Raw genomic sequence first — 22,941 nt, 5'->3', positions numbered from 1 at the left:
CGACGGCGGCGTCGCCCTCGGCGAGCCAGCCGATCGAGGGGCCGAGCGCCCAGCCCAGCGCGCGGACGCGGCCGTCCGCCTTCCACTCGCGGAGGAGGTCGCGGACCTCGGGCGTCACCTCGTCGACGTTCGCGTTGTGCAGTTGGAGCACGTCGACGTAGTCGGTGTCGAGCCGGTCGAGGGAGGCCTCGAACGCCTCGGTGAGGTACTCCTCGTTCAGCTCCTTCGGGAGCTCGCCGTGGCCCGCCTGCGGGTTGTCGTAGAAGTCGTAGCCGATCTTCGTCGACAGGGTCACCTCGTCGCGGCGGCCGTCGATCGCCTTCCCGATGATCGACTCGCTGTCGCCGTGGCCGTACACGTCGCCGGTGTCGACGTAGGTGACGCCCGCGTCGAGCGCCTCCTCGACCATCCCGACCGCCTGCTCGTCAGAGCGGTCGCCCCACCAGTCCGTGCCGACGACCCACGCGCCGAAGCCGATCTCCGAGACCTCGACGCCCGAGTTACCGAGTTCGCGGTGTTCCATGTATCTCGATTGTCGGTCGGGACACTTATCGGGCGCGGTCGGTCTCGGCGCGGTGGAACGAGCGAGGGTCGCGGTCGCGCGTCGCGGCACGTACCGCCGGCTATTACTCGCTCGCGGCCGGTCCGCCCCCATGGACGACTCCCTCCGCCGTCGGCTCGACGCCGTCGTCGCCCTGCTCGGGATCATCGCCGTCGTCGCGGTCACCGCGCTGTTGCTATCCTTCGGCGCCGCCGCGATCGCCCCGGCGTTCGTGATCGCCTTCGCGGGCGCTCTCGTCGCCATTTTCGTCGACGCCGAGCTGTACTGACCGGTTGAGGCGCCGCGTTCGCACAACCGAATCCATTTGAACGACGGCGACGAAAGAGGTCCGATGACAAAGCGACACGTGTCCCTGCCCGACGGTGCCGAGGCCGGGGTCCGAGGGTTCATCGACGAGGTGGACGAGCGCCTCTCCTCGGACGAGGACACCTGCGAGGTCGTTCGCGACGTGCTGATCGACCTCCACGGCGACCGCGAGGCGTGGGAGGCGTGGCAGGACGGGGAGTCGGTGTCGCGCGCCGAGCGCGTCCGGCTCCAGGGGTACGACCCCTGTAACGCGACGCTGGAGTCGGAGTACTACGCCGAGAAGGACGAGGACCGCTTCCAGCGCTCGAAACACCTCCAGTGGCTCTGGCGGCAGTTCGACGCCACGCCGATGGCCGACAACGTCGAGTTCGCGCTGCGCTTCCGCCAGATGCTCGCAGAACACCTCTTTGCGTCCTGTGGCGACGACTGTCGCTTTTTCAAAGGCATCTCGGTCACCTACGGTCACAACATCGAGGTCGGCGACAACGTCGTGATCCACGACGACGTCCACCTCGACGACCGCGGGAAGCTGACGATCGGCGACCGCGCCTCCATCTCCGACGGCGTCCACCTCTACAGCCACGACCACGACATCGTCGACCAGACCGAGGTCCGGAACTTCCACACGATCGTCGAGGACGACGCCCGCGTCACCTACGACGCGATGGTCCGAGCCGGCTGCCGCGTCGGCGAGAACAGCGTCGTCGGCGCGCGCTCCGTGGTCCAGGGCGACGTGCCGGCCCACCACGTGGTCGTCGGCTCGCCCGCGCGCAGCGTCCGCGTGAAACCCGGGTGGGAGGAGGCGGCCGAGGAGCTCGAAGACGGACGGCTCCCCGACAACCAAGACGACCGCGAGATCGAGTACGAACTTCCGGACGACCTCGAGCAGTTCGACGAGTTTCAGCGGGACCTCCGGCCGCCGAACTGAGCGCGGAGCGGGCGAACAGAGCGCGACAGTTTCTACTCCTCCGGCTCCTCGACCAGCAGCGTGTTCCGCACCAGCGTGGAGATGCCGCGCCGGAGGCGTTCGGTAACGGCTTGGTCGGAGATGTCGAACGAGTCCGCGAGCTCTTGGGTCGATATCTGCCGCGGCAGCGAGTAGTACCCGGCCGAGACGGCGTCCGCGAGGGTCTCGCGCTGCGGCGGCGTCAGCCCGTACCACGGGCCGGCGTCGGGCTTCGTGGGGTTGTAGATGCGCTCGACGGTCACACCAATGTCCTCCTCGACGTAGTGGTCCTGGAACGCCGAGAGCGCCTCGTGGGTGGGGAAGCGAAGCTCCAGGCCCCACGAGTCGGTCGTTCCGGTCGCGCCGAGCAGGACGGCGTCTAAGTCGAGAATCCGGCGCAGCAGCGAGGCGTCCGACGGCTCCCAGTCCAACGCGTACAGCGTCTCGTCGTCGTGAGTGTCGACGAGCTGTATCTCGTTGACCGACGGGTGGTCGCTGACAGAGCGCTCGAACGTCTCCCGGGCGTCGTTCCGGATTCGGACGAACGGAGTGGGCTTGCCGCCCAGCGGGACCATCGTTTCGAGAGTGATCTGGGTCGGGCCTTCGACTCGGAGGATCCGTCCCAACTCGAAGGCCGTAGACGGAACAGTCAACTCGACGATAACGCTCATTAGATATCACCCCATTCTCCCGCAACTGCGTTAAAAACTCGGTAGGGAGGGTCTACCGGAGAAAAACGACCTTGGTGTACCATGCGTTTCGCTGGTGTTATCCGTTCGGGAAACATATCAACGATCGTAGAAACACGCGGCTGCGGTTCTCGTTCGTGCGGCGGCGCGTTCGATGCCCCGACGGCGACGTATCGCAGTCGAGTGTGCGTTCCACCATGACAACTGATTCCACGCCCGACGACGAGGTATCGAGTACAGAGGAGTTCGAAGCCGCCCTCGGTCGGGTGATCCGTGACGCCTTCGAAAACGGCGTCAACCCCCGCGGAACGTGGGAGTACCGAAGCGATAGAGCAGGCGCGGACGTTGAAGTGATGGTCGTCGAGCTGGCGGACTGACGCGCGCGGAACCGCGGCGCTCAGTCTCTATTTAAATACCTTGGCAGGCCAGCCCGAAAGGATTCGTGATCGGAGGTTGACCTCCTCGCATGACGGACTCCCCCGATACTCCCGGTCCGCCGACCGGTCGGTCCGAATCGGGGGACGCAGTCGCCCGTCGGCTCCTGGAGGGCGTCTCCTCGCACGCCATCTTCATGCTCGACGCCGACGGGGCCGTCGCCACGTGGCCCGCGCCGTCGGCGGCGCTCTACGGACACGACGCGGAGGCCGTCCTCGGTCGACACGTGCGGATGCTGTTCGCCGACGACGAGGGCGAGGCGGACTCCGACTCGCTCCCCGAGGACTTCTTCGCGGAGCCGAGGGAGGAATCGGTCGAGTTCGAACACTGGCACCGCTGCGCGGACGGCTCCGTCTTCTGGGGCACGCTGACCCTGTCGCCGCTGTGGAACGGTGATTTTCACGGGTACGCGGCGATCAGTCGGGACACAACGGCGACGAAGGAGTACGAGCGGATGTTAGAGCGGCAGAACGACCGCCTCAAGGAGTTCACCGACATCCTCGCGCACGACCTCCGGAACCCGCTGAACGTGATCGAGGGGAACCTGACGCTGTACGAGGCGACCGGCGACGAAGAGCACCTCGACGCGATCGACGAGACGACCGACCGGATGGCGCAGCTCGTCGACGACCTGCTCCGCGTCGCGCGACAAGGGAACGTCGTCAGCGACCCGGGGCCGACCGACATCGGCGAGGTCGTCGACTCGGCGTGGGCGGGACTGAACCTGGCCCCCGACGCGACGCTCGGCTACGAGACAGTCCGGTCGGTGAGCAGCGATCCCGACCGGCTCCGCGAGCTGTTCGAGAACCTCTTCCGGAACAGCGCGGACCACGGCGGCGACGACGTGACGGTGCGCGTCGGGCCGCTCGACACCGGCTTCTACGTCGAGGACGACGGCCCGGGAATCGCCGCCGACCACAGGGAGGAGGTGTTCGATCACGGGTTCACCACGAGCGACGGCGGTCACGGGTACGGGCTCTCGGTCGTTCGAACCATCGTCAACGCCCACGGGTGGGACGTGGTCGCGGTCGACGCGGAGGGCGGGGGAGCGCGCTTCGAAGTGACCGGCATCGACTTCCTCGGCTGACGGCGGTGCCGGCGGGCGCGTCCCGCGCTACGGCCGAACGGAGAGCGGCGGGGAACGCGCGTCTGACGGCCGTCGAGCGCGTATCGCCCCGTCTCGGCGCCCCGCGGTCCGCGACCCTCGCCGGCTACTTCGCCTCGTGTTACCACAGGTCAGTATCGTTATTGGCCAGCAGCGCGTACGGGCGAGTGGTGTCGCACTCATGACAGGACAACGGATACTGATGATCGTCGGCGACTTCGGGGAGGACTACGAGATAATGGTGCCGTACCAGGCGCTCCAGGCGGTCGGCCACGAGGTCCACGCCGTCTGTCCGGACAGGGAGGGCGGCGAGACGGTCAAGACCGCGATCCACGACTTCCGCGGCGACCAGACGTACCTGGAGGAGCGCGGGCACAACTTCGAGCTCACGCACGGCTTCGACGAGGTCGACCCGGCCGACTACGACGCCTTAGTCGTTCCCGGCGGGCGCGCCCCCGAGTACCTCCGCGGCTACGACGAGGTGCTCGACGCGGTGCGGCACTTCTTCGAGGCGGACAAGCCCGTCGCGTCGATCTGTCACGGTCCGCAGATCCTCGCTGCGGCGGGCGTCCTGGACGGCTACGAGATCACGGCGTACCCCGCGGTCAGGCCCGAGGTCGAGGCCGCCGGCTGCTCGTGGGTCGACGGCGTGACGACCGACGGCAACCTCGTCACCGGGCAGGCGTGGCCCGATCACCCCGAGTGGATCGCACAGTTCCTCGACCTGCTCGGGACCGAGATCGACCACGAGGCGACCGCGGCGACGGCGGACTGAGCCCGCGCTTTTTCGATGCCGGACCCTCGCGCCCTCGCGGTCAACGTCGCCGCCAACACGAACGAACCCGGGTTCCGGGGCCCCGTCTACCCCGACGGCTCCTTCGCGTACGTCCCGATCCCGGAGTCGGCAGCGACGCTCCCGCGCGAGCGGTTCCTCGTCGACGAGCCGCTCCCGACCTACGGCGACCTCGACCTCCCCTTCGCCGTCCCGGCCGACCAGCGCGAGACGCCTGTCCACGCCGACCCCGAGTTCCCGGGCGTTCACGGCCGCGAGCGGGCGACCTACGGCGACCCGCACGGCGTGAAGGCCGGGCGGATCGCCGCCCTCGACCCCGGCGACTGGCTCCTGTTCTACGCCACGCTGTCGCTGCGGCCGCGCGACTGGACCGGACCGGGCGCGGAGCGCCCGGGCGATGAGGGGGCCGACGACCGCGGCGGCGCGTGGCTCCGGGACCACGGCGTCGCCGTCGACGACGACCTCGCCCCCGACTGGGGCGCGTACCTCTTCGCGGGGATCCGGGTCGAGCGCGTCCTCTCGCCGGCCGACGGCGACGGCGTCGTCGACCGCGCGGCCGCCGCCGCGGCCGCGCCGACCAACGCGCACCTGAAGCGGGACCCGTTCGACGCCCGCGTCGTCGCGGTCGGCGACCCGGACGCGTCGGGCCCGTTCGACCGGGTCGTGCCGCTGAGCGCGCCGGACGCCGGCGCGGACGCGAACCCGATCGTGACCGACCTGTCGAGCGACTCCGGGAAGGGTCCGTGGTGGCGTCGGCCGATGGCCTTCGACGAGGCGGCGACCGCGGAGCTGTTGGCGCGGGTCGAGCGAGCGTGACGGAGGCCCGGCCCGGCCCGACGCGGGGCGCCCGTCACCCTCGCCACCGCGATTTATGAGGCGCGGCCGCGTTGTACGGCACATGAGCGACGACGAAACAACGGACGAGAGCGACGAGGGGACCGGCCGCGGCGCGCCGTCGCGGCTCGGGCGCGTCCTGCTCGGGGCCGGCCTCGCCGCACAGGCGTCGGAGGACTTCCGCGACATGGAGGACACGATCGAGTACGCCGAGTCGGCGGGCGTCCCGCTGCCGGACGTCGCCGCGCCGTTCGCCTCTGGCATGATGATAGTCGCCGGCGTCGGCATCGCGTTCTGGCGGCTCCCCCGGATCGCGACCGGGGCGGCGGTCGCGTTCCTGACGGTCGTGACCGCGACGATGCACGACTTCTGGAACGCCGACGAGGGCGACAAGAGCGGCGAGCGGCTCGCCTTCTTCGGCAACCTCGCGATGCTGGGCGGGGCCTTGGTGTTCCTGCGCGAGGCGTACAAGAACTGACCCGGGGCGCGCCGCCGGTTACAGGTCGCCGGCGTCCAGCGGGTCCTCCAACTGGCCCATCACCGCCTCCATGGCGTCGGTCGCGGTGAGCAGCCCGACGACCTCGCCGTCCGCGACGACGAGGGCGAGCTCCTGCGACTCCGCCTGGAACCGGTCGTAGGCGTCGCTGACGCTCGCGTCCGGGGGGACCGTCACCGGCGGGGCCGCGACGTCCGCGAACGTCAGGTCGCCGTCGCGGAGCGCGTCGAAGCGGCTCACGATCGAGGGCGCGTACACGATCCCCTCGAAGTCGGTCCGGTCCTCGCCGACGAGCGGAAAGCGCGTGTGCGGCGTGTCCCGGATCCGGTCGAGGTTCTCCGCGACGGACGCCGTCGTCGTCAGCGAGACGATCTCGTCGGGCGGGGTCATCACGTCCGCGACGGTGATCCGGTCCACGTCGAGCGCGCTGAGCACCTCGTCGCGGCGCTCCTCCGGGAGCTCCACTTCCGCCATCATCGAGCCGAGGCGGGTTCGGAGCTGCGCGCGCGTCTCCAACACCTCCTCTTCGGCCTCGGTCCACGACCCGGTCATCTCCACGCCGAACAGGCGGAGCGTCGCCTTCGCGACCCAGTCGCCGAACTTGATCAGCGGGGAGATGGCCCACGCGAACCAGTACAGCGGTCGGGCGCCGTAGTTGGCGACCTGCTTCGAGCGCTCGACGCCGAGGTACGTCGGCGTCTGCTCGCCGTGCGTCAGGTGGACCATGTTGATGAGGAAGAATCCCAAGAGCGAGCCCGCGCCGGCCGACGCGAGGGTCGTGTTCTCGAACAGCGGGGCGAAAAGCGCCGCGAGCCCCGGCTCGGCGACGATGCCGAGCGCGATGCTCGTGCCGGAGATCCACACCTGACAGGTGGTGAGGTAGAACTCCAGGTCGTCGGTCATCTCCCAGGCGCGCCGGAGTCCGGGGGTGTCCATCTCCGACTCGGGGTACTGCCGGAGGCGCGTCAGGCCGAACTCGACGGCCACGAAGTAGGCGTTGATCAGGATGAGGAGGACGCCCGCGGCCACGCGGAGGGCGATCTCGGTCGGGGGCATCGTCGTCGCGAGCGGGAGCATCGTCTCCCGTTCTCCGGCCGACCGGCAAAAGGATTCAGGCCGCGGTCGGGCGCGCCTACTCGTAGTCCTCGTACGTCGGCAGCCCCTCCGCGGGCGGGAACTCCTCGACCGGGACCGTCGTCTCGTCGCCGCTGGCCATGTCCTTCACCGTGTACTCGCCGTTCTCCAGGTCGCGCTCGCCGACGACCACGACCGTCTCGGCGTTGATCGAGTCGGCGTACCCCAGCTGCGCGCCGAACGAGCGGTCCGAGACGTCCTGTTCGACCACCACGTCGTCGCCGAGCGCGCGGAGGTCGCTCGCCAGCGCGGCCGCCTCGCTCCGCGTGTCGCCGACCGAGAGGACGTAGTAGTCGGTCGAGAGCTCTTCGTCGGGCCAGACGCCGGCGCGCTGGCAGAGCAGCTTGAGCGTCGCGTGGCCGGGCGCGACGCCGACCGCGGGCGTGGGCTGGCCGCCGAAGCTCTCGATGAGGTCGTCGTAGCGCCCGCCGCCGAAGACGGAGCGCGACACCTCGCCGGTGGAGTCGAAGCACTCGAAGACGACCCCGGTGTAGTAGTCGAGCCCGCGGGCGGTCGTCAGCGACACCTCGCAGAACTCGCCCGCGCCGAAGTCGTCGGCCGCGGCGAGGACGTTCCGGAGGTTCTCGACCGCGTCCTCGACCGACTCGTCGCCCGCGTCGGCGACCGCGTCGAGGTCGTCGACGGTGTCCACGCCGGAGATGAGGTCGTCGAAGTCGCGCGCGGTGTCACGGGCGAGACCCGCGTCGGAGAGCAGCCCGACGTACTCGGCGTCGTCGACCTTCGCGCGCTTGTCGACCGCTCGGATCGCGGCGGCGGTGTCGACCGCGTCGGGGTCCGCGGCCAGCGACCGGACGAGCCCGCCGAGGATGTCGCGGTGCGAGACGCGGAACTCGAAGTCCTCGCCCGTGAGCCCGAGGTCGGTCAGGGCGTCGGCGGCGACCGCGAGCACCTCGGCGTCTGCCTCGGGGGCCGACGAGCCGAACACGTCGATGTTGGTCTGGTAGAACTCGCGGAACCGGCCCTGCTGGACCTGCTCGTAGCGCCAGAACGGCCGGGTGGAGACCCACTTGATCGGCTTCGAGAGCTCCTGGCCCTTCTCGACGACCATGCGCGCCACCGTCGGCGTGAGCTCCGGGGTCATCGAGACGCCGCGGCCGCCCTTGTCGTCGAAGGCGTACAGCTCCTCGACGATCTCCTCGCCGGACTTGTCCACGTACATCTCCGTCCGCTCTAAGGCGGGGGTGGCGATCTCGCGGAAGCCGTGCCTGGCCGCCGCGCCCTCGATCGCGTCGGTCACCTCGCGGCGGGCGGACTGCTCGCCGGGGTAGAAGTCGCGAAAGCCTTTGAGGCCGTCGTACATGACCGCCGGTTCGGCGAGCGCCCGCTTGAAAGCATCCCTTCGGGGCCGGGTCGGCGGGACCGACGAGCGCGGTCGCGGCCGGGGATCGGCGGCTCCGCGGGACCCGTCAGTCGCGCTGGTACTCCTTCTGGAACCCGCGGAACTCCGTCCTGTGGGCCTCCTCGTCGGAGAGCAGCGTCACGGCGAGGTCCTCGGTGACCGGGTCGTTCGCCGCCTCGGCGGCGTCGATCAGGTCGCGGTACGTCGCGATCGCGTCCTCCTCGGCGTCGAGCACGCCGTCGATGACGGCCAGCACGTCCGTCGAGTCCTCGGGCGGCTGAAGCGACTCCTGCCTGGCGGTGAACTCGGCGGAGCCGGGGGGACGGGCGTCGAGCTGTTTGAGCCGCTGGCCGAGCTGTTCGGCGTGGCCGAGCTCCTCCTGGACGTCCTGCTTGAGGCTCTCTTTGATCTCCTCGGCGCGGACGCCGTCGAGGACGATCGCGTTCGTCTGGTAGTTCATCACGGTCTCGATCTCGTCGGCGTACGCCGTTCGAAGCAGGTCGACGACTCGTTCTGACGACATGCCCGAGGCTACGCTCGTGGGGTCGAAAGGAGTTCCGCCGGTTCCAAGTCCGCGGGAGTCGGCCGGCCGCGGACGGGGCGGGACGCCGGGAGGCCGGCTGCGGCGAGCGAGGACCGGCGGGCCGGCGGTCAGTCGGTCCGCCCGTGGACGTACGTCTGGTCGTGGTCCGGGAACACCTCGCCGACGGTGCCCTCGCCGTACTCGTCGGCGATGAGCGTCCGGAGCTCGTCCTCGTAGTCCGCCTTCGGCACCTCCTCGCTCGGCCCCTGCTGGACGTCGAAGGTGGCGTCGACGAGCTGGTCGACCGCGTGGCGGCCGAACCCGGAGAGGGGAGAGATGTAGTCGATGCCGTTGCGGTCTTCGAGGCTCTGCGCCTGCGCCCGCGACACCGTGGGGACGCGGTCGTCGCGGCGGGTCCCGTCCGCGATGGCGTCGACGTCGAGGGCGGCGATGGTCTCTAGCGCGTGCTCGTGGACGCGCTGGATCCCGTTCCGGGGGTAACCGTCCGCGACCATCGTCTCGGCGGCGCCCTCGGCCACCTCGCCGTCGAGGTCGACGCGCTCGAACGGGAAGCCGAGTTCGGTGGCCGCCCGCTCGGCGTGCTCCCAGTCGTCCGTGAGCCCGAAGCTCCCGGTGACACAGCGGACGTCGTAGAACCGGTCGAGCAGGTGGGCGGCCAGCGAGGAGTCTTTCCCCCCGCTGTACAGCAGCGCGAGCTCCATCTACCGGCGGCGGATGTCGAAGCTCTTCTGCTCGGGCTGGAGCTCTTTGAGCAGGTCTCGCATCTGGTCCTCGTCGATCTGTCCCTGAATGCGTCCGCTCTGCGCCAGCGCGGCGACCTGCTGTTTCACCTTCTCGCCGAACTGCGGCTTCGACATCTCGACCGCGTTGAGCCGCTGGCGCGCGCCGTCGGTGAGGTACTGTTTCAGCACCGCCTCCTGCTGCGCCTCGGCGCGCTCCTGGGCCTGCTGTTGGGCCTCGGCGGCGTCGCCCTCGCCGCCCTGGCGCTCGCGGAGCTCCTCCATCTTCTGTTCGCGCAGTTCCTCGAGCCGTTCGTCGTCGGTGTTCCCGCTCATACAGCCCCGTTCTCGGTCCGTGCGAAAAACCATTTCGGAGGTCGCGACCCGCGCGGAACGGCCGGATTCGGCCCCGCGCTCGTCGGGCGCCGCGGGGGCGGTCCGCGCCGTTTAAACGGATCCTCGGCGTAGCCTCGTCCAATGAGCGACTCGCGGGAGTTCTGTCCGCGCTGCGGCGACCCGGTCCCCGAGCGGCGCGACCCCCTTCCGGGCGAGCCGCGCGGGCGAGACGCGCTGCTGTGCGACGACTGCTACTTCGAGGACTTCGACCTGGTCGACGCGCCCGACCGGATCGAGGTGCTGGTCTGTTCCGGCTGCGGCGCGGTGAGGCGCGGCGAGTCGTGGCGCGACGTCGGCGCGCGCGACTACACCGACGTCGCCGTCGACGAGGTGGCCGAAGCGCTCGGCGTCCACGTCGACGCCGAGGAGGTCGAGTGGGGCGTCGAGCCCGAGCAGGTCGACGAGAACACGGTCCGGATGCACTGCCGGTTCTCCGGCGTGGTGCGCGGGACGCTCCGCTCCGCGGAGGTGACGGTCCCGGTGAAGATCTCGCGGGGGACCTGCGACCGCTGCGGGCGCATCGCCGGCGGGTACTACGCCGGGATCGTCCAGGTCCGCGCGGACGAGCGCGACCTCACCCCGGCGGAGCGCGCCGAGGCGCTCGACGTCGCGGAGTCGTACGTGGCCGACCAGGAGGCCGACGGCGACCGCGAGGCGTTCATCACCGAGGTGAACGAGACGGACGACGGACCGAACATCAAGCTCTCCTCGAACCGGCTCGCGCAGAACGTGGCGACGCGGATCACGGAGTCGCTCGGCGGGAGCTTCGAGTCGTACCCGACGCTCGTCACCGAGGACGGCGACGGCAACGAGGTGTACCGCGTCACGTTCGCGGTCCGGCTCCCGAAGTACGCGGAAGGCGAGATCGTCGACCCCGAGGACGGCGACGGGCCGGTCCTCGTCACGGGCGTCTCCGGCCGGCTCCAGGGGGTCCGGCTCGCCACGGGCGCCGAGTACACCTCGGCGTTCGCGGACGCGGAGGCCCCCGACGCGACCCGGCTCGGCACCCGCGGGGACGCGGCCGAGACGACCGTGGTGACCGTGGAAGACGAGAACGCGATCCAGGTGCTCGACCCGGTGACCTACGAGGCGAAGACCGTCCCGAACCCGGCGTTCGTCGACGACGACGCGGACGCGGTGCTCGCCTTCGAGCACGGCGGCGACGTCCACCTCGTGCCCGAGGAGGGGGCGGCGCGGACCGCGGAGTCGGCTCGGAGCGACGACTGAGGCGGCTCCGCGAGCCGAACCGAACGCGCGGTCCGGAGGCGGGCGGAGAGCGGTGGGACTGATCGTTCGTGGAGAGCGGTCGCGAAAACGGTCGGCGAGGCGGCGTCCCCGGCGGCGGGGGAGCGCCGCTCAGTCGGCGCGTGCGGGCTGCTCCTGGCCGAGCGCTGCGGCGCGCTCGGACTCCGTTACCTCGATGCCGCGGCGTTCGAGTTGCTCGATGAATTCGGCCTCGCTGAGCCCTGCCTGTGCGGCCGCCTGCGACAGCGTCAGGGTTCGCGCACCGTACAGCGTCAGCGCACTCGACAGCCCGTTCGTGGCCATACATCCAGTAGTCGCGTGAGGGATTATGAAGGTTACTACTTCATTGAGGGGCCTGATACACCTTATACGATATATATTGACAGCCGATCGAAACCGGGATCGTAATACGTCGGTCGGCCCGCCCCGCTCGCCCGCAGGAGTTATACCGCCCTACGGCCGACACGCGGGTATGGACAGACAACAGCTCATGGCGCTGTTCTTCGCGCTCCTCATGGTGAGCTCGATGTTCGCCTGGGGCGTCTCGCTGCTGTAAGTGGCCGGCGCCGCGACCGCCTCGCAAAGAGCGCGCTCGCGACGCTCGGCAGCCGTCGCTCCTCGTCCGACATGCGTCTCCGCTCTCCGCGAGAGCCTCGTCCGCTCCGTCAGCCGTCGCCCCACACGTCGGAGAGCGGATGGTTCTGACGACGCTCAGCGTCGCGCTCGGAGCGGGTGCGGACCGAGTCGTCGCCCCCTCTCGGGCCGTCGGCGGTCGCGTCGCCGTCGTCGCCGCCGCCGGCTTCGCCGTGTGACGGGTCAGTCGCGCCGCCGCGGTCGGCCTCGCCGGAGCGCCGGTCCCGCCGCCGTCCGGAGCCGGCCGTAGCCGACGGGGACGCGTCGATCCCCGCCAGCGCGGCGCTGGGGTCGAACGCCGGCAGCGACGGGGTCGTCATCGCGTCGATCTGGTCGCGGAACCACGACGGGGTGTCGGCCGCGGCGCGCTCGAAGAGGTCGAGCAGCGAGTCGTCGGCGAGGTACGTCGCGCCGTGGTCGTCCGGGGCGCGGACGACCCGGCCGCACGCCTGGATCACGGTGCGCAGCGCCGTCCGGTGGTACCACGCCCACTGGCCGTCCTCGAGCCGGCGGGCGACCCGCGAGTCGTTCGTGTTCCGGTACGGGGCCTTACACACCACCTGCCACCGGCACAGGTCGCCCTTCAGGTCCAGCGCCTCCTCCATCTTCACGGAGACGAACACCTCCGGGTCCGGGCTCGCCTTCCACGCCTCCAGTTCGTCGTCGCGGTTCCGCTTGTCGTGACGCCTGACGCGCGCCGCGACGCCGAACTCGCCGAGGCGCTCGGTGAGCCGCTCCGCGATGTCGTACGAGTGCGCGTGGATCAGCCCCTTCTCGTCGGGGTGTTCGGCCATCAGCCGGACGATCAGGCGGGCGATCTTCGGGACCGTCTCGTCGCGGTGCTCGTAGGTCATCGACCCCTGCGTCACGTCGTACAGCGGGCGGTTCGCGAGCGGGAAGGTGTGCTCGACGTCGACGAGGGCGACGTCCGCGGGGTCGAGGCCGACGCCGCGGCAGAACGCCTCCTTCGAGAGGATGGTCGCCGACAGCAGCGCGAACCGGTTACCCCGGTCCCACACGGTGTGTCGCAGGTATCGCGCGGGGTCGAGCGGTTTGACCTCGATCGCGGCCCCTTCGCCGCCCGGCTGGTCGACGACCCACGAAGTCGGGGACTGGGGATCGCGGTAGTCCTCGAGGAACCAGCCGAGCTCGCTGATCAGCTCCTGGAGCCGGTCGCGGCGCGCGACCTCCTCGCGGTCGAGCTCGCGGCCGACCAGCTCGTCTTTCGCGCGGATCGCCACGTCGCGCAGCGCCTCGACGAACCGCGCGGTGCGGTCGAGCGCGTCCTCCTCGGGGCCCGCGTCGGCCGCGACGTCGGGGACGCCGACGTCGTCCCACACCGGGACGCGCTCCGGCGAGATCTCGATCGTCGCGTACATCTCGGCCCACTCGGCGAGCCCGTGCGCCTCGTCGATCACGACCGCGTCGCGCTTCCGGAACACCTCGGAGCCGGCGGTGCGCATGAAGTAGGCCAGGGTCATCGCCGCGAAGCGGTTGCCGGAGGCGATGGCGCGGTCGGAGAAGTACGGACAGCGGTGCCGGATCGAGCAGTCGAAGCCCTGCTGGCGCGCGCAGGGGGCGCGGTTCACGGGCGTGTCGTGCTCGCCGGGGAGCACGCAGTCGTAGTTCGACTTGCCGCGGATCACCGCCAGGTCGTCGAGGAGGTCGTCGGCCTCGACGTCGTCGATCTGCGACACCTGCGGGGTCGTGTAGTACGCGCCGGTCGCCTCGCTGGGGGCCGCCTCGCCCGCGGTCTCCGCCGCGCCCATGATGGCGCGGGCCAGCAGCGACTTCCCGCTGCCCGTCGGCGCGCGCACCAGCACGACCTCGTTGCCCGCCGCGAAGGCGTCGCGGATGTCGGCGAGCGCCCGCTCCTGTGCGCCGCGGAAGCTCGGCGCGGGGAACTCGCCGGGGATCCGGGTCGGGTCCACACGACGCCCTCGCGCGCTGGCGGAATTAAACCCTCGCTTGGCGGTCGGACGCGGCACCGTCGCGGGGGCCGGGCCCGACCCGCAGCGAGGGGCCCGTCCCGCCGGCGGTCGCGCGTCCGCCGCGCCCGACCCCAGTAGCTATTGGTGGCCGGAGAGACGAGGGGGACCCAGAGCGATGAGCGACGACGGGATCCTCGGGTCGCTGTCCGCCGTGGGCCTGCTGAGCCTCTGTTGCATCGGCTTCGGCGGACTGGCCGGCGGCGCGGCGCTGGTCGGCGGCTCCGCCTCGGTGAGCGCGTTCGCGACGGGCGCGACCAGCGCGCGCGGCGCGCTCATCTCCGGGGGCGTCACCTTCGGGACGGTCCTCCTCGCCGCCGCGGTGATCCGCTGGCGGCTGAACCGGTGACGGCTGGCGGCCCGTCCGGGGCTACTCTCGGCCGTGCGTCTCGATGTTCTCCCAGACGACGGCCATCAGCTCGCCGGTCTTCGCCACGAGGTCCTCGACGGCGGCCCCGTCGACGCCGGCGGCCGACGCGCAGCCGAGGTCGCGGATCGCCTTCGTGGCCGACACGTGGTGGACGTGGACGCGATCGTCGCCGGCGCGCTCGTACACGACCGTGGTACAGGGGAGCATGCCGGCGAGCGTGGGGTCGATCCGCAGCGCGTCGTGCGCGATCTCGGGGTGACAGACGACGATCAGCGCCGTCCGCTCGGCGTCGTCGTGACCGAGCATCCCCTCGATCATCTCGTCGAGCCGCGTGACGCGCACCGTCTCGAAGTCGGCGAGCTCGTGTTCGAGCTGGACGAACGGCACCGCGTCCTCGAAGGGGAGGTCGACGGTCGTGTGGAGCGCCTCGTCGGCGGTGGGGGCGGGGTGTGCGGCGTCGCTCATGGCAACTGTTCACACCCCACCGCGATAAATCCGTTTCGCCGCCTCGACGCCTGCCGCTACCTCGGACGCCGCCGCGACGGCCGGCGGGACTTTAGCCGGCGAGCCCGAGATCGGTAGCATGACCGACGACCGCCGTCGCGGACGATGCGCGAGGACTCGCCGAGGAGGGGCGGCCCCGGACCCGGAGGGAGACGACGCCCGGTCCGCCGCAGGCGAGCCGCGACCGTCGAAGGGGGCCGCGCTCGCCAACGACGACCGGCAGAATCCGTTCGCCGACGGCGTCGACCGGCGCCAACTGCTCCGCGCCTCGGGCGGGGTCGGCGCCGCTGCGATGCTCGCCGGCTGTTCGGGCGGCGGGGGCGGCGGAGCCGGCGAGGGGGGCGGCGAAGCGCGCCCCACGGTGTTCGCGTTCAACAACGGCGACCGGACGGTGAGCGTCATCGACCCCGAGCGCGACGAGGCGGTCGCGACCGCGTTCCTCGACACCACGGCGTCGTTCCCGGCCAACCAGTACTCGACCGGGCCGGACGGCGCGTACGACGTGCTGTGGCTCAACGTCGCCGGCGGCGTCCGCGCGTTCGACCAGGGGACCCTGGAGGAGCTCGCCTTCGTCGAGACGGGCTTCGGCCCGAACTACCCGAACGTGACCCCGGACGGCGATCACCTCCTGATCGCGTCCGGCGGCACGACGGGGCTCGACCCGGACCCGGACGACCCCCCGGACCACGCCATCTTCCGCGTCGACGCCGACCGCGGGAGCGACGCGTTCGGCGAGGTGACGGGCGAGATGCGGACCGGCTACGTCGGCCCCTGCGACGCGACGCTCGGCCCCGACGGCGAGTACGGCTTCGTCGCCGACATCGCCGACGAGTCGATCCGCGTGGTGCGCGTCGACCCCTTCGAGACGGTCGCGCGCGTCGACGCGGGCGAGCCGGTCACCGACGGGAAGGTGCTCCCGTTCATGTGTACCGCGACGTTCGACGGGGAGTACCTCCTCGTCGAGAACGGCGAGGGGACCCTCGGGAGCGACCCCGCGGTCCCGCGCGAGGGCTCCGAGAGCGTCTGGGACGTCTCCGACCCCGAGGCCCCGGCGGAGGTGGCGAAGGTCACCCGCGACGACGGGCTCCCGGGCGCGCCGATCACGAGCGAGGTCGACCCGGCCAGCGAGGCGGCGTACCTCCTCATCCCGGGCGAGGGCGTCGGCGTGATCGACCTGGAGACGTTCGCGTACGAGACGACCATCGACGTCGGCGGGAGCGCGATTTCCGCCGCGTGGGGACCCGACCGCGAGAAGCTGTACGTGCCGGTCCAGGACGCGAACCACGTCGCCGTGGTGGAGCACGCCTCCCGGTCGGTGGTCGCGACGATCGAGGCCGGCGAGGCGCCGACGGGAGCGGCGGCGGGCACCGTCAGGCCGGCCGGAAGCGCCGTCGACGACGTCCGGGCCACGCTCGCCTCGCTCGGGCTGCCGCTCGGCGACATGGAAGCGACGTTCTGTATGGACGACCACTGTTACTGCGGCTGACGGTCGCAAGAATACGCGTTCGACCGAGGCGGGCCGCTACTCGGAAACAGTGCGCGGTAAAGCGGAAAGAGAGATGCTCCGGCTGGGATTTGAACCCAGGTCATCACCGTGAGAGGGTGATATGATTGGCCGGACTACACCACCAGAGCACGTCCGTTCGTCGCGTTCTACGGTAGGAAAGACGATACTAAAACAGTTCCGTTTCGACGCCGCCGTGCCCCGGTTTGTCGTGGCTCGCCGACCCGCGGCGGCCGGTTCGAACGCCGACGGCGACCGGTTCAGACGTCGACGGCGAACGGATCCGAGGCTCCCTCGCGGTCGCCCGCCGCCGCGGCGACCGCCGCGAGGAGGTCGGCGACGCCGTCGAGGTCCGCGGTGTCGATCACCTCGACCGGCGTGTGCATGTACCGGTTCGGGATCGAGACGTTGAGCGCGGGGGTCCCGCCGCGGGTGGTGTAGAACGCGTCCGCGTCGGTGCCGGTGCGGGTGCCGGCCGCCTGGAGCTGGACGTCGACGTCGGCGTCCGCGGCCGCGTCGCGCGCCAGGTCGACGAGGACCGGGTGGTTCGCGCTCCCCCGGCCGATCACCGGGCCGGCGCCGAGCTCGACCGGGCCGCGCCGCTCGCGGTCGACGTCCGGGTTGTCGGTGGCGTGCGTGACGTCGACCGCGACGAACGCGTCGACGTCGTCGAGGTCGACGCCGACCATCCGCGCGCCCCGGAGCCCGACCTCCTCCTGGACGGTGGAGACGGCGTACACGGTGGCGTCGACGTCGGCCTCGGCGGCGCGCCGGAGCCCCTCCGCGGCCGCCCACGTGCCGGCCCGATTGTCGACCCCGCGGGCGGCGATCCGGTCGCCGACGAGGTCGCGGAGCCCCGACGAGAACGTGACGGGGTCGCCGACCTCGACGTGGTCGCGCGCCTCGTCGGCGTCGGCGGCGCCGATGTCGACGAACTGCCCGGCGACGTCCTCGTACTCCTCGTCGCCGTCGCGGAGGTGGATCGCGGTCTGCCCGATGACGCCCTGGACGGGGTCGTCGGCGTGGACCGTGACGTGTTGGCCCTTCGAGACGGTGCGGTCGGCGCCGCCGATCCGCCCGATCCGGAGGAATCCGTCGTCGAGCACGTCCCGGACGATGAACCCGATCTCGTCGGCGTGGCCGGTGACGGCGACCGTCGGCGCGTCGGGGTCGCCCTCGTGGACCGCGACGGCGTTACCGTACGCGTCGGTGTCGACCCGGTCGGCGAACTCGCCGACGTAGTCGGTCCACACTCGCTGGGCGGCGGTCTCGAAGCCCGAGGGGCTCGGCGTCGCGAGCAGGTCGTCGAGGAACGCGCGGCGCGTCTCGTCCATGCGCGAGGCTGTGCGGCGTCGGGGAAGAAGACACCGGAGTCGACCGCGGTCGCCCGACGCACCGACCGACACAAGCGCTTTGAGGCGGCCGCTCGTCCGATCGGTATGGACATCCTCCGAAGCGTCCGGGCCGTCGCCGAGGCCGAGGGACCGGGCGTCGTCGACTGGGACCGGGCCGCGGCGGCCGCGAAGGGCGCCACGGAGCCCGGGTCGATCGCGCTCTCCGACGCGGAGCGCGCGGGGTACGCCGCCGACGTCCGCGACGCCCGCTCGCGGCTCGCCGAGGTCGCCGGGATCGAGTTCGACGTGCCCGACACCGTCGAGGTACAGAACCGCCACCACTGGATCGACGCGAGCGTCGGCACGTTCCGCCGCGTGATGGACCCGATCGAGGCGGCCGCGGCGGACCCCGGCGGGCCCGACGGGACGTTCGACGCGACGCCCGCGAGGCGCGGTCCCGCGTTCGCGCAGGACGTCAGCCGAGTCGCCAACACGGGGTCGATGGCGTTCGCGTTGGGGTTCCTCTCGCGGAACGTCCTCGGCCAGTACGACCCCCTCCTCCTCGCCGACGAGCCGGACGCCGACCACGGCCTCTACTTCGTCCACCCGAACATCGTCGCGGTCGCGCGGACGCTGGACGTGGACTACCCCCGCTTCCGGCGGTGGATCGCGTTCCACGAGGTGACCCACGCCGCCGAGTTCGGCGCGGCCCCGTGGCTCCCGGAGTACCTCGAGTCGCGCGTCGAGCGCGGGGTCGAGGGGATGACCGACCGCGGGCTCGACCCCGACGCGTTCGCGGAGCTCCAGGCCGCGATGACGGCGGTCGAGGGGTACGCCGAGGTGCTGATGGACCGCGCGTTCGACGGCGAGTACGCGGACCTGCGCCGGAAGCTCGACGACCGGCGCGGCGGTGGCGGCCCGGTGCGGCGCCTCGCGCAGCGCCTCCTCGGGCTGGGTCTCAAGCGGCGCCAGTACGAGCGCGGGGCCGCCTTCTTCCGGCACGTCGCGGACGAGCGCGGCATCGAGGCCGCGGGCGCGGTGTGGGAGCGCGCCGAGAACCTCCCGACCGGCGACGAGCTGGACGACCCGGACGCGTGGATCGCCCGCGTCGACCCCTGAGCGACGGCGGGCGACTCACTCCAGTTCGTACTCGCGCGCGCTGTTCTCGTCGGAGCCGTCCGAGACCTCGGCGGCGGTCCGGTCGAACCGCTCGTCGAGGTCCTCGGTCGCCAGCAGCCGGTCGAGCTTCCGCTCGAACTCGGCCTCGTCTATCTCGCCGGTCGCGTAGCGTTCCCGTAGCGCCGCCACCGGTCGTTCGGCGGCGGGAGACGTCGCCTCCGCGTCGGCGACGTCCGCGGCGACGAGCGGGAAGTCCTCGCCGAGGACCAACACCAGCGGGATCAGGATGAAGAACCCGGTGATGAACAGCGCCGGTCCGAGCGGCGCCACGGGGCTCGGCAGGAGGACGGCGGACAGCGACGTGAGCCCGAACGAGAGGATCGCGATGAGCCCGACGAGCCGCTTCTTCTCGAACGTTGGGAGGGCCATGCGCGACCGGTGTCGTCGGTCCGACAAAAGCGTACTGCCCCGCCGGCCGGGCGACCGCGACCGACGGCTATTCCTCGCGGGCGCGCCCACGTCGATCCGTGCTCAGGTACGTGACGACGAACCCGGGGAAGGTCCGCGAGGCCGAGCGGTACCTCCCGGACGGCTCGGTGGAGCGACTCGACTTCGACTACACGGAGGTCCAGGCCGGCGACCTCGGGCCGATCGCGGCCCAGGGGGCCCGCGAGGCGTACCGCCACGCGGACGCGCCGGTCCTCGTCGACGACGCGGGGCTGTTCGTCGAGGGGCTCGACGGGTTCCCGGGCCCGTACTCCTCGTACGTCGAGGAGACGCTCGGGATCGAGCGCGTCCACGAGATCGCGAGCGAGCTCGACGACCGCCGCGCCGCCTTCCGGTGTACGCTCGGCTACTGCGACGGCGAGGGGTTCGCCGCGAGCCCCGACCCGGTCGACCGGGGCGACCGCGACGCGGCCGCGGCGGCGGGGCCGGACGCGGAAGTGGGCGGCGAGATCGACGGCGAGGGCGACGCGGCCGGAGACGGCGCGGACCCGCTCCCGGTGAAGCTGTTCGAGGGGTACGTCCCGGGGCGGATCGTCGCGCCGCGGGGCGACGGCGGCTTCGGCTACGACCCGATCTTCGAACACGACGGCGAGACGTTCGCGGAGATGGACACCGACCGGAAGAACGCGGTGTCGCACCGCGGCCGGGCGTTAGAGAAGTTCGCGGAGTGGTACGCGGACCGCTGAGGCTCGGTTTCTCTCCCCGGCGGTTCAGGCCGCGGCCGCGATCGCGTCGGTGAGGAGGTCGCAGCCGAGGTCGATCTCGCGCTCGGTGACGTCGAGCGGCGGGAGGATCCGGACGACCTCGTTGCCGCACGCGAGCGTCAGCAGGCCGCGGTCGAACGCGTGCTTCACGACCGCGTCGCGGCGCTCCTCGGTGTCGAACTCGACGGCGAGCAGCAGCCCCTTCCCGCGGACGTCCTCGACGCCGTCGAGCGCGGCGTCGCGCATCGTCTCCTTGAACTGCCGCCCGCGGGTGACGGCGTTGTCCATGAGGTCCGCCTCCTCGATGGCGTCGAGCGTGAGCGCCCCCTGCGCGGAGGCGATCAGGTCGCCGGCCCCCCACGTCGACGAGAGGCGGCCGGTCTCCTCCGGGAACACGTCGCTCCGCGAGACGGTCGCCCCCACCCGGAGCCCCTTCGCGCTCGTGATCACGTCGGGGTCGTACGCGTAGTGGTCCGAGCCCCACATCTCGCCGGTGCGGCCGACGCCCGACTGGATCTCGTCGGCGATCAGCGTGATGTCGTGCTCGTCGGCGATCGCCGCGATCTCGTCGGTGAACGCGTCCGAGGGGAACCGGTAGCCGCCCTCGCCCTGGATCGGCTCCATGATCAGGTAGGCGACGTCGTCCGGGTGGACGTTCCCTCGCTTCGGGTCGAGTTTCCGGCGGAGCCGGGAGACGCCGTCGGCGAAGAAGCCGCACGAGCAGGTCTCGGGCGAGCAGGTCCGGTCGTCGCAGTACGGGACGTCCATCACGCCGCTGACCTCGGGGAACTCCCGGCGGTAGACTGACTTCGAGCGGTTGAGCGAGAGCGCGCCGAGCGTCCGCCCGTGGAACGCCCCGTCGAAGGTGATCGCGTACTTCGCGCCGTCCGAGGCGTCGTAGGCGATCTTGATGGCGTTCTCGACCGCCTCCGCGCCGGAGTTCGAGAGGAAGACGGTGTCCATGTCGTAGTGGCTCGTCAGGTCGGTCAGGCGGTCCATGAGCCCGGAGGCACCGGGGATCCCGTCGTCGGGAGCGGGGCCGCCGGCGGCGTAGAAGTCCTGCCCCGCGATCTTCAGCGGGTCGACGAGGTCGAACTCCGCGAGCCGGTCCATGATCAGCGGGTTGTTGTACCCGAGCGGCGCGGCGGCGACGTGGCTGGTGAAATCGAGGAGGACGTTGCCGTCGACGTCGGTACAGAACGGGCCCTCGGCGGGGGCGGTGCGGTCCCAGACGAACTCGTAGACGTAGGTGCTCGGCGCGGCCGACTCGTGGTGGTACTCGACCCACTCGCGAGCGCGCTCGCCCGGCAGGTCGTCGACCGCAGGCGTGGCGGTGTCGCGATCCATGAGCCGGGGTGGCACGCGGACGAAATAAATCCGGGGCGGATGCGCGAACGTTGGAGAAATCTCCAACTATCGGTCGCTCGTCGGCGTCCGCGACGGCGACCGGACTCGGCGGCGTGGTGGCGCGGAGGGCGATCCCGGGTCGGATTCGCTGTCGATCGTGATATGTTATAAAATACCAAGATACGATAGATTTTTATAGAATCGCGAGCCTATTACTATGTGAGTTCGAGGTGGTCAGCGATGCCCATGCTCGAGCCAGCCAACGCGTGGACGCAGGGACTCGACTTCCCGAGCAGACTGTTCGAATCCGGTAGCAGCGACTACGAACTGTACGAGGAAGACGGCGAGTTCGTCCTCTCGGTCGAGCTTCCGGGGTTCGACCCGACGGAGATCACGGCCTCGTGGAACGACGGCGTACTCAACGTCGCCGCCGAGCACGAGGACGAGAGCCGCGGGAGCCTCCGGACGTATCACCGGCGGTTCCGATTCCCGAAGGCGATCGACGAGGACGGCATCGAGGCCACGTACCGGAACGGCATCCTGAGCGTCCGGCTTCCGGTGACGGTCGAGAACGCCGTCAGCGGCACGGAGATCGAGATCGAGAGCTGACGCCGACGCGCTCGGTCTGAGACCCCCGCGGTCTCCGGACCGCCGTCGCGACCGACCGGCCCCGCGCCGGTCGCGTCGACCCCGCACGTCTTTTAGCTCCGCGCGCGACGGACGACGCATGAACCGCGACGAGTTCGCCGCCAGCATCGACCACACCGTCCTCGGCCCGGAGACGACCTGGGCCGACGTGCGGACCGTCCTCGACGAGGCCGCGGCCCACGGGATGAACGCGTGTATCCCGCCGTGTTACGTCGCCGAGGCGGTCGCGTCCGAGGCCGAGCCAGAGGCGATCGCCACCGTGGTCGGGTTCCCGCACGGGCAGCACGACCCCGCGGTCAAGCGCGACGAGGCGGTCGCGGCGTGGGAGGACGGCGCGGACGAGATCGACCTCGTGATCAACGTCGGCCGGCTGAAGGCCGGCGACGACGGCGCGGTCGCGGACGAGCTCGCCGACGTCGTCGCGGCCGTGCCCGTCCCGGTGAAGGTGATAATCGAGACCGCCCTCCTCGACGACGCCGAGAAGCGCCGCGCGTGCGAGGCCGCGGTCGCCGCCGACGCCGACATGGTGAAGACGTCGACGGGCTTCGCCGACGGCGGCGCGACCGTCCCCGACGTGGAGCTGATGAGCGAGTACCTGCCGGTGAAGGCCTCGGGCGGCGTCGGCTCCTACGACGAGGCGACGGCCATGCTCGACGCGGGCGCGGTGCGGATCGGCGCGTCGTCCGGCGTCGCCATCGTCGAGGGGCACCCGGAGAGCG

General features: G+C 71.1%; 27 protein-coding genes and 1 tRNA gene. 14 read left to right on the top strand and 14 right to left on the bottom strand.

All coding sequences use genetic code 11. The annotated features are described in order from the left end of the window. The coding region (locus tag Q0116_RS13235; RefSeq protein WP_297889252.1) for an aldo/keto reductase at nucleotides 1–523 on the bottom strand (523 nt) is incomplete at its 3' end. A gap of 130 nt (nucleotides 524–653) precedes the next feature. Between Q0116_RS13235 and Q0116_RS13230 the strand changes: the two genes are divergently transcribed. Beyond that, a complete protein-coding gene (locus Q0116_RS13230) occupies nucleotides 654–830 on the top strand; it encodes a hypothetical protein (RefSeq protein ID WP_297889250.1) in 177 nt (58 codons plus the stop codon). 63 nt (nucleotides 831–893) lie between these two features. After that, nucleotides 894–1,796 carry an acyltransferase gene (locus Q0116_RS13225; RefSeq protein ID WP_297889247.1) on the top strand — a complete coding sequence of 301 codons (903 nt, stop codon included), beginning with the start codon at nucleotides 894–896 and terminating at the stop codon, nucleotides 1,794–1,796. Nucleotides 1,797–1,828: 32 nt separating this feature from the next. Here the strand turns inward: Q0116_RS13225 and Q0116_RS13220 are convergent, their stop codons facing one another. Next, on the bottom strand, nucleotides 1,829–2,485 hold the full coding sequence (locus Q0116_RS13220; protein WP_049902369.1) for a helix-turn-helix domain-containing protein: 657 nt from the start codon (nucleotides 2,483–2,485) through the stop codon (nucleotides 1,829–1,831). A gap of 215 nt (nucleotides 2,486–2,700) precedes the next feature. On the opposite strand from Q0116_RS13220, the gene Q0116_RS13215 reads away from it, so the two are divergent. The 5 genes from Q0116_RS13215 to Q0116_RS13195 all read left to right on the top strand — a co-directional run bounded on the left by Q0116_RS13215 (nucleotide 2,701) and on the right by Q0116_RS13195 (nucleotide 6,148). Further along, nucleotides 2,701–2,880: a hypothetical protein gene (locus Q0116_RS13215; RefSeq protein WP_004596834.1), complete on the top strand. Its 180-nt coding sequence runs from the start codon at nucleotides 2,701–2,703 to the stop codon at nucleotides 2,878–2,880. A gap of 89 nt (nucleotides 2,881–2,969) precedes the next feature. Further along, a complete protein-coding gene (locus Q0116_RS13210; protein ID WP_297889235.1) occupies nucleotides 2,970–4,025 on the top strand; it encodes a HAMP domain-containing sensor histidine kinase in 1,056 nt (351 codons plus the stop codon). Between the two features lie 199 nt (nucleotides 4,026–4,224). After that, nucleotides 4,225–4,818 carry a DJ-1/PfpI family protein gene (locus tag Q0116_RS13205; RefSeq protein WP_086216936.1) on the top strand — a complete coding sequence of 198 codons (594 nt, stop codon included), beginning with the start codon at nucleotides 4,225–4,227 and terminating at the stop codon, nucleotides 4,816–4,818. Nucleotides 4,819–4,833: 15 nt separating this feature from the next. Further along, a complete protein-coding gene (locus tag Q0116_RS13200; protein WP_297889230.1) occupies nucleotides 4,834–5,652 on the top strand; it encodes a hypothetical protein in 819 nt (272 codons plus the stop codon). Nucleotides 5,653–5,734: 82 nt separating this feature from the next. Next, nucleotides 5,735–6,148, top strand: a complete 414-nt coding sequence (locus Q0116_RS13195; protein ID WP_297889228.1) for a DoxX family protein — start codon at nucleotides 5,735–5,737, stop codon at nucleotides 6,146–6,148. A gap of 18 nt (nucleotides 6,149–6,166) precedes the next feature. On the opposite strand, the gene Q0116_RS13190 is transcribed toward Q0116_RS13195, so the two are convergent. The 5 genes from Q0116_RS13190 to Q0116_RS13170 form a co-directional block, all read right to left on the bottom strand. Further along, complete coding sequence (locus tag Q0116_RS13190) at nucleotides 6,167–7,243, bottom strand: CNNM domain-containing protein (protein WP_297889225.1); 1,077 nt, start codon at nucleotides 7,241–7,243, stop codon at nucleotides 6,167–6,169. A gap of 55 nt (nucleotides 7,244–7,298) precedes the next feature. Then, on the bottom strand, nucleotides 7,299–8,621 hold the full coding sequence (hisS, locus tag Q0116_RS13185; RefSeq protein WP_297889222.1) for a histidine--tRNA ligase: 1,323 nt from the start codon (nucleotides 8,619–8,621) through the stop codon (nucleotides 7,299–7,301). Nucleotides 8,622–8,727: 106 nt separating this feature from the next. Beyond that, on the bottom strand, nucleotides 8,728–9,183 hold the full coding sequence (locus Q0116_RS13180; RefSeq protein ID WP_297889219.1) for a ferritin-like domain-containing protein: 456 nt from the start codon (nucleotides 9,181–9,183) through the stop codon (nucleotides 8,728–8,730). 128 nt (nucleotides 9,184–9,311) lie between these two features. After that, the gene (locus tag Q0116_RS13175; RefSeq protein WP_297889216.1) at nucleotides 9,312–9,905 is read right to left on the bottom strand and encodes an alpha hydrolase; all 594 of its coding nucleotides are present in this window, start codon (nucleotides 9,903–9,905) and stop codon (nucleotides 9,312–9,314) included. Then, a complete protein-coding gene (locus Q0116_RS13170) occupies nucleotides 9,906–10,259 on the bottom strand; it encodes a DNA-binding protein (RefSeq protein ID WP_297889214.1) in 354 nt (117 codons plus the stop codon). A gap of 141 nt (nucleotides 10,260–10,400) precedes the next feature. Here Q0116_RS13170 and Q0116_RS13165 point away from each other — a divergent pair, with 141 nt between their 5' ends. Beyond that, the gene (locus Q0116_RS13165) at nucleotides 10,401–11,546 is read left to right on the top strand and encodes a 60S ribosomal export protein NMD3 (RefSeq protein ID WP_297889211.1); all 1,146 of its coding nucleotides are present in this window, start codon (nucleotides 10,401–10,403) and stop codon (nucleotides 11,544–11,546) included. 129 nt (nucleotides 11,547–11,675) lie between these two features. On the opposite strand, the gene Q0116_RS13160 is transcribed toward Q0116_RS13165, so the two are convergent. Together Q0116_RS13160 and Q0116_RS13155 are read right to left on the bottom strand one after the other, a co-directional pair. Then, nucleotides 11,676–11,867, bottom strand: a complete 192-nt coding sequence (locus tag Q0116_RS13160; RefSeq protein WP_006112842.1) for a UPF0175 family protein — start codon at nucleotides 11,865–11,867, stop codon at nucleotides 11,676–11,678. 362 nt (nucleotides 11,868–12,229) lie between these two features. Further along, on the bottom strand, nucleotides 12,230–14,128 hold the full coding sequence (locus Q0116_RS13155; RefSeq protein WP_297889207.1) for a helicase C-terminal domain-containing protein: 1,899 nt from the start codon (nucleotides 14,126–14,128) through the stop codon (nucleotides 12,230–12,232). Between the two features lie 175 nt (nucleotides 14,129–14,303). Here Q0116_RS13155 and Q0116_RS13150 point away from each other — a divergent pair, with 175 nt between their 5' ends. Then, nucleotides 14,304–14,534, top strand: coding sequence for a hypothetical protein (locus tag Q0116_RS13150; protein ID WP_297889204.1), 231 nt, complete (start codon nucleotides 14,304–14,306; stop codon nucleotides 14,532–14,534). Between the two features lie 21 nt (nucleotides 14,535–14,555). On the opposite strand, the gene Q0116_RS13145 is transcribed toward Q0116_RS13150, so the two are convergent. Beyond that, nucleotides 14,556–15,020: a DUF302 domain-containing protein gene (locus Q0116_RS13145; RefSeq protein WP_297889201.1), complete on the bottom strand. Its 465-nt coding sequence runs from the start codon at nucleotides 15,018–15,020 to the stop codon at nucleotides 14,556–14,558. 118 nt (nucleotides 15,021–15,138) lie between these two features. Here Q0116_RS13145 and Q0116_RS13140 point away from each other — a divergent pair, with 118 nt between their 5' ends. Then, complete coding sequence (locus Q0116_RS13140) at nucleotides 15,139–16,545, top strand: YncE family protein (protein ID WP_297889199.1); 1,407 nt, start codon at nucleotides 15,139–15,141, stop codon at nucleotides 16,543–16,545. A 74-nt stretch (nucleotides 16,546–16,619) separates the two neighbouring features. On the opposite strand, the gene Q0116_RS13135 is transcribed toward Q0116_RS13140, so the two are convergent. Together Q0116_RS13135 and Q0116_RS13130 are read right to left on the bottom strand one after the other, a co-directional pair. Next, nucleotides 16,620–16,694, bottom strand: a tRNA-Glu gene (locus tag Q0116_RS13135). A gap of 129 nt (nucleotides 16,695–16,823) precedes the next feature. After that, nucleotides 16,824–17,897 carry a M28 family peptidase gene (locus tag Q0116_RS13130; RefSeq protein ID WP_297889195.1) on the bottom strand — a complete coding sequence of 358 codons (1,074 nt, stop codon included), beginning with the start codon at nucleotides 17,895–17,897 and terminating at the stop codon, nucleotides 16,824–16,826. A 105-nt stretch (nucleotides 17,898–18,002) separates the two neighbouring features. Between Q0116_RS13130 and Q0116_RS13125 the strand changes: the two genes are divergently transcribed. Next, on the top strand, nucleotides 18,003–19,016 hold the full coding sequence (locus Q0116_RS13125; RefSeq protein ID WP_297889193.1) for a zinc-dependent metalloprotease: 1,014 nt from the start codon (nucleotides 18,003–18,005) through the stop codon (nucleotides 19,014–19,016). A 15-nt stretch (nucleotides 19,017–19,031) separates the two neighbouring features. Here Q0116_RS13125 and Q0116_RS13120 read toward each other — a convergent pair whose 3' ends face one another. Further along, nucleotides 19,032–19,445: an SHOCT domain-containing protein gene (locus Q0116_RS13120; RefSeq protein ID WP_297889191.1), complete on the bottom strand. Its 414-nt coding sequence runs from the start codon at nucleotides 19,443–19,445 to the stop codon at nucleotides 19,032–19,034. Nucleotides 19,446–19,543: 98 nt separating this feature from the next. Between Q0116_RS13120 and Q0116_RS13115 the strand changes: the two genes are divergently transcribed. Beyond that, nucleotides 19,544–20,209 (top strand): non-canonical purine NTP pyrophosphatase, encoded by a 666-nt coding sequence (locus Q0116_RS13115; protein WP_297889188.1) that lies wholly within the window; start codon nucleotides 19,544–19,546, stop codon nucleotides 20,207–20,209. Between the two features lie 24 nt (nucleotides 20,210–20,233). On the opposite strand, the gene Q0116_RS13110 is transcribed toward Q0116_RS13115, so the two are convergent. Continuing rightward, a complete protein-coding gene (locus tag Q0116_RS13110) occupies nucleotides 20,234–21,574 on the bottom strand; it encodes an aminotransferase class III-fold pyridoxal phosphate-dependent enzyme (RefSeq protein WP_297889185.1) in 1,341 nt (446 codons plus the stop codon). Nucleotides 21,575–21,820: 246 nt separating this feature from the next. On the opposite strand from Q0116_RS13110, the gene Q0116_RS13105 reads away from it, so the two are divergent. Beyond that, complete coding sequence (locus Q0116_RS13105; RefSeq protein ID WP_297889255.1) at nucleotides 21,821–22,183, top strand: Hsp20/alpha crystallin family protein; 363 nt, start codon at nucleotides 21,821–21,823, stop codon at nucleotides 22,181–22,183. A 118-nt stretch (nucleotides 22,184–22,301) separates the two neighbouring features. Next, nucleotides 22,302–22,941, top strand: a 640-nt coding sequence (gene deoC, locus Q0116_RS13100; protein WP_297889183.1) for a deoxyribose-phosphate aldolase, incomplete at its 3' end; no start/stop codon positions are given.

The organism is uncultured Halorubrum sp. (assembly GCF_937146585.1).
In the GTDB taxonomy this organism is placed as follows: domain Archaea; phylum Halobacteriota; class Halobacteria; order Halobacteriales; family Haloferacaceae; genus Halorubrum; species Halorubrum miltondacostae.
This window is presented reverse-complemented; position numbering and strand designations above follow the sequence as displayed.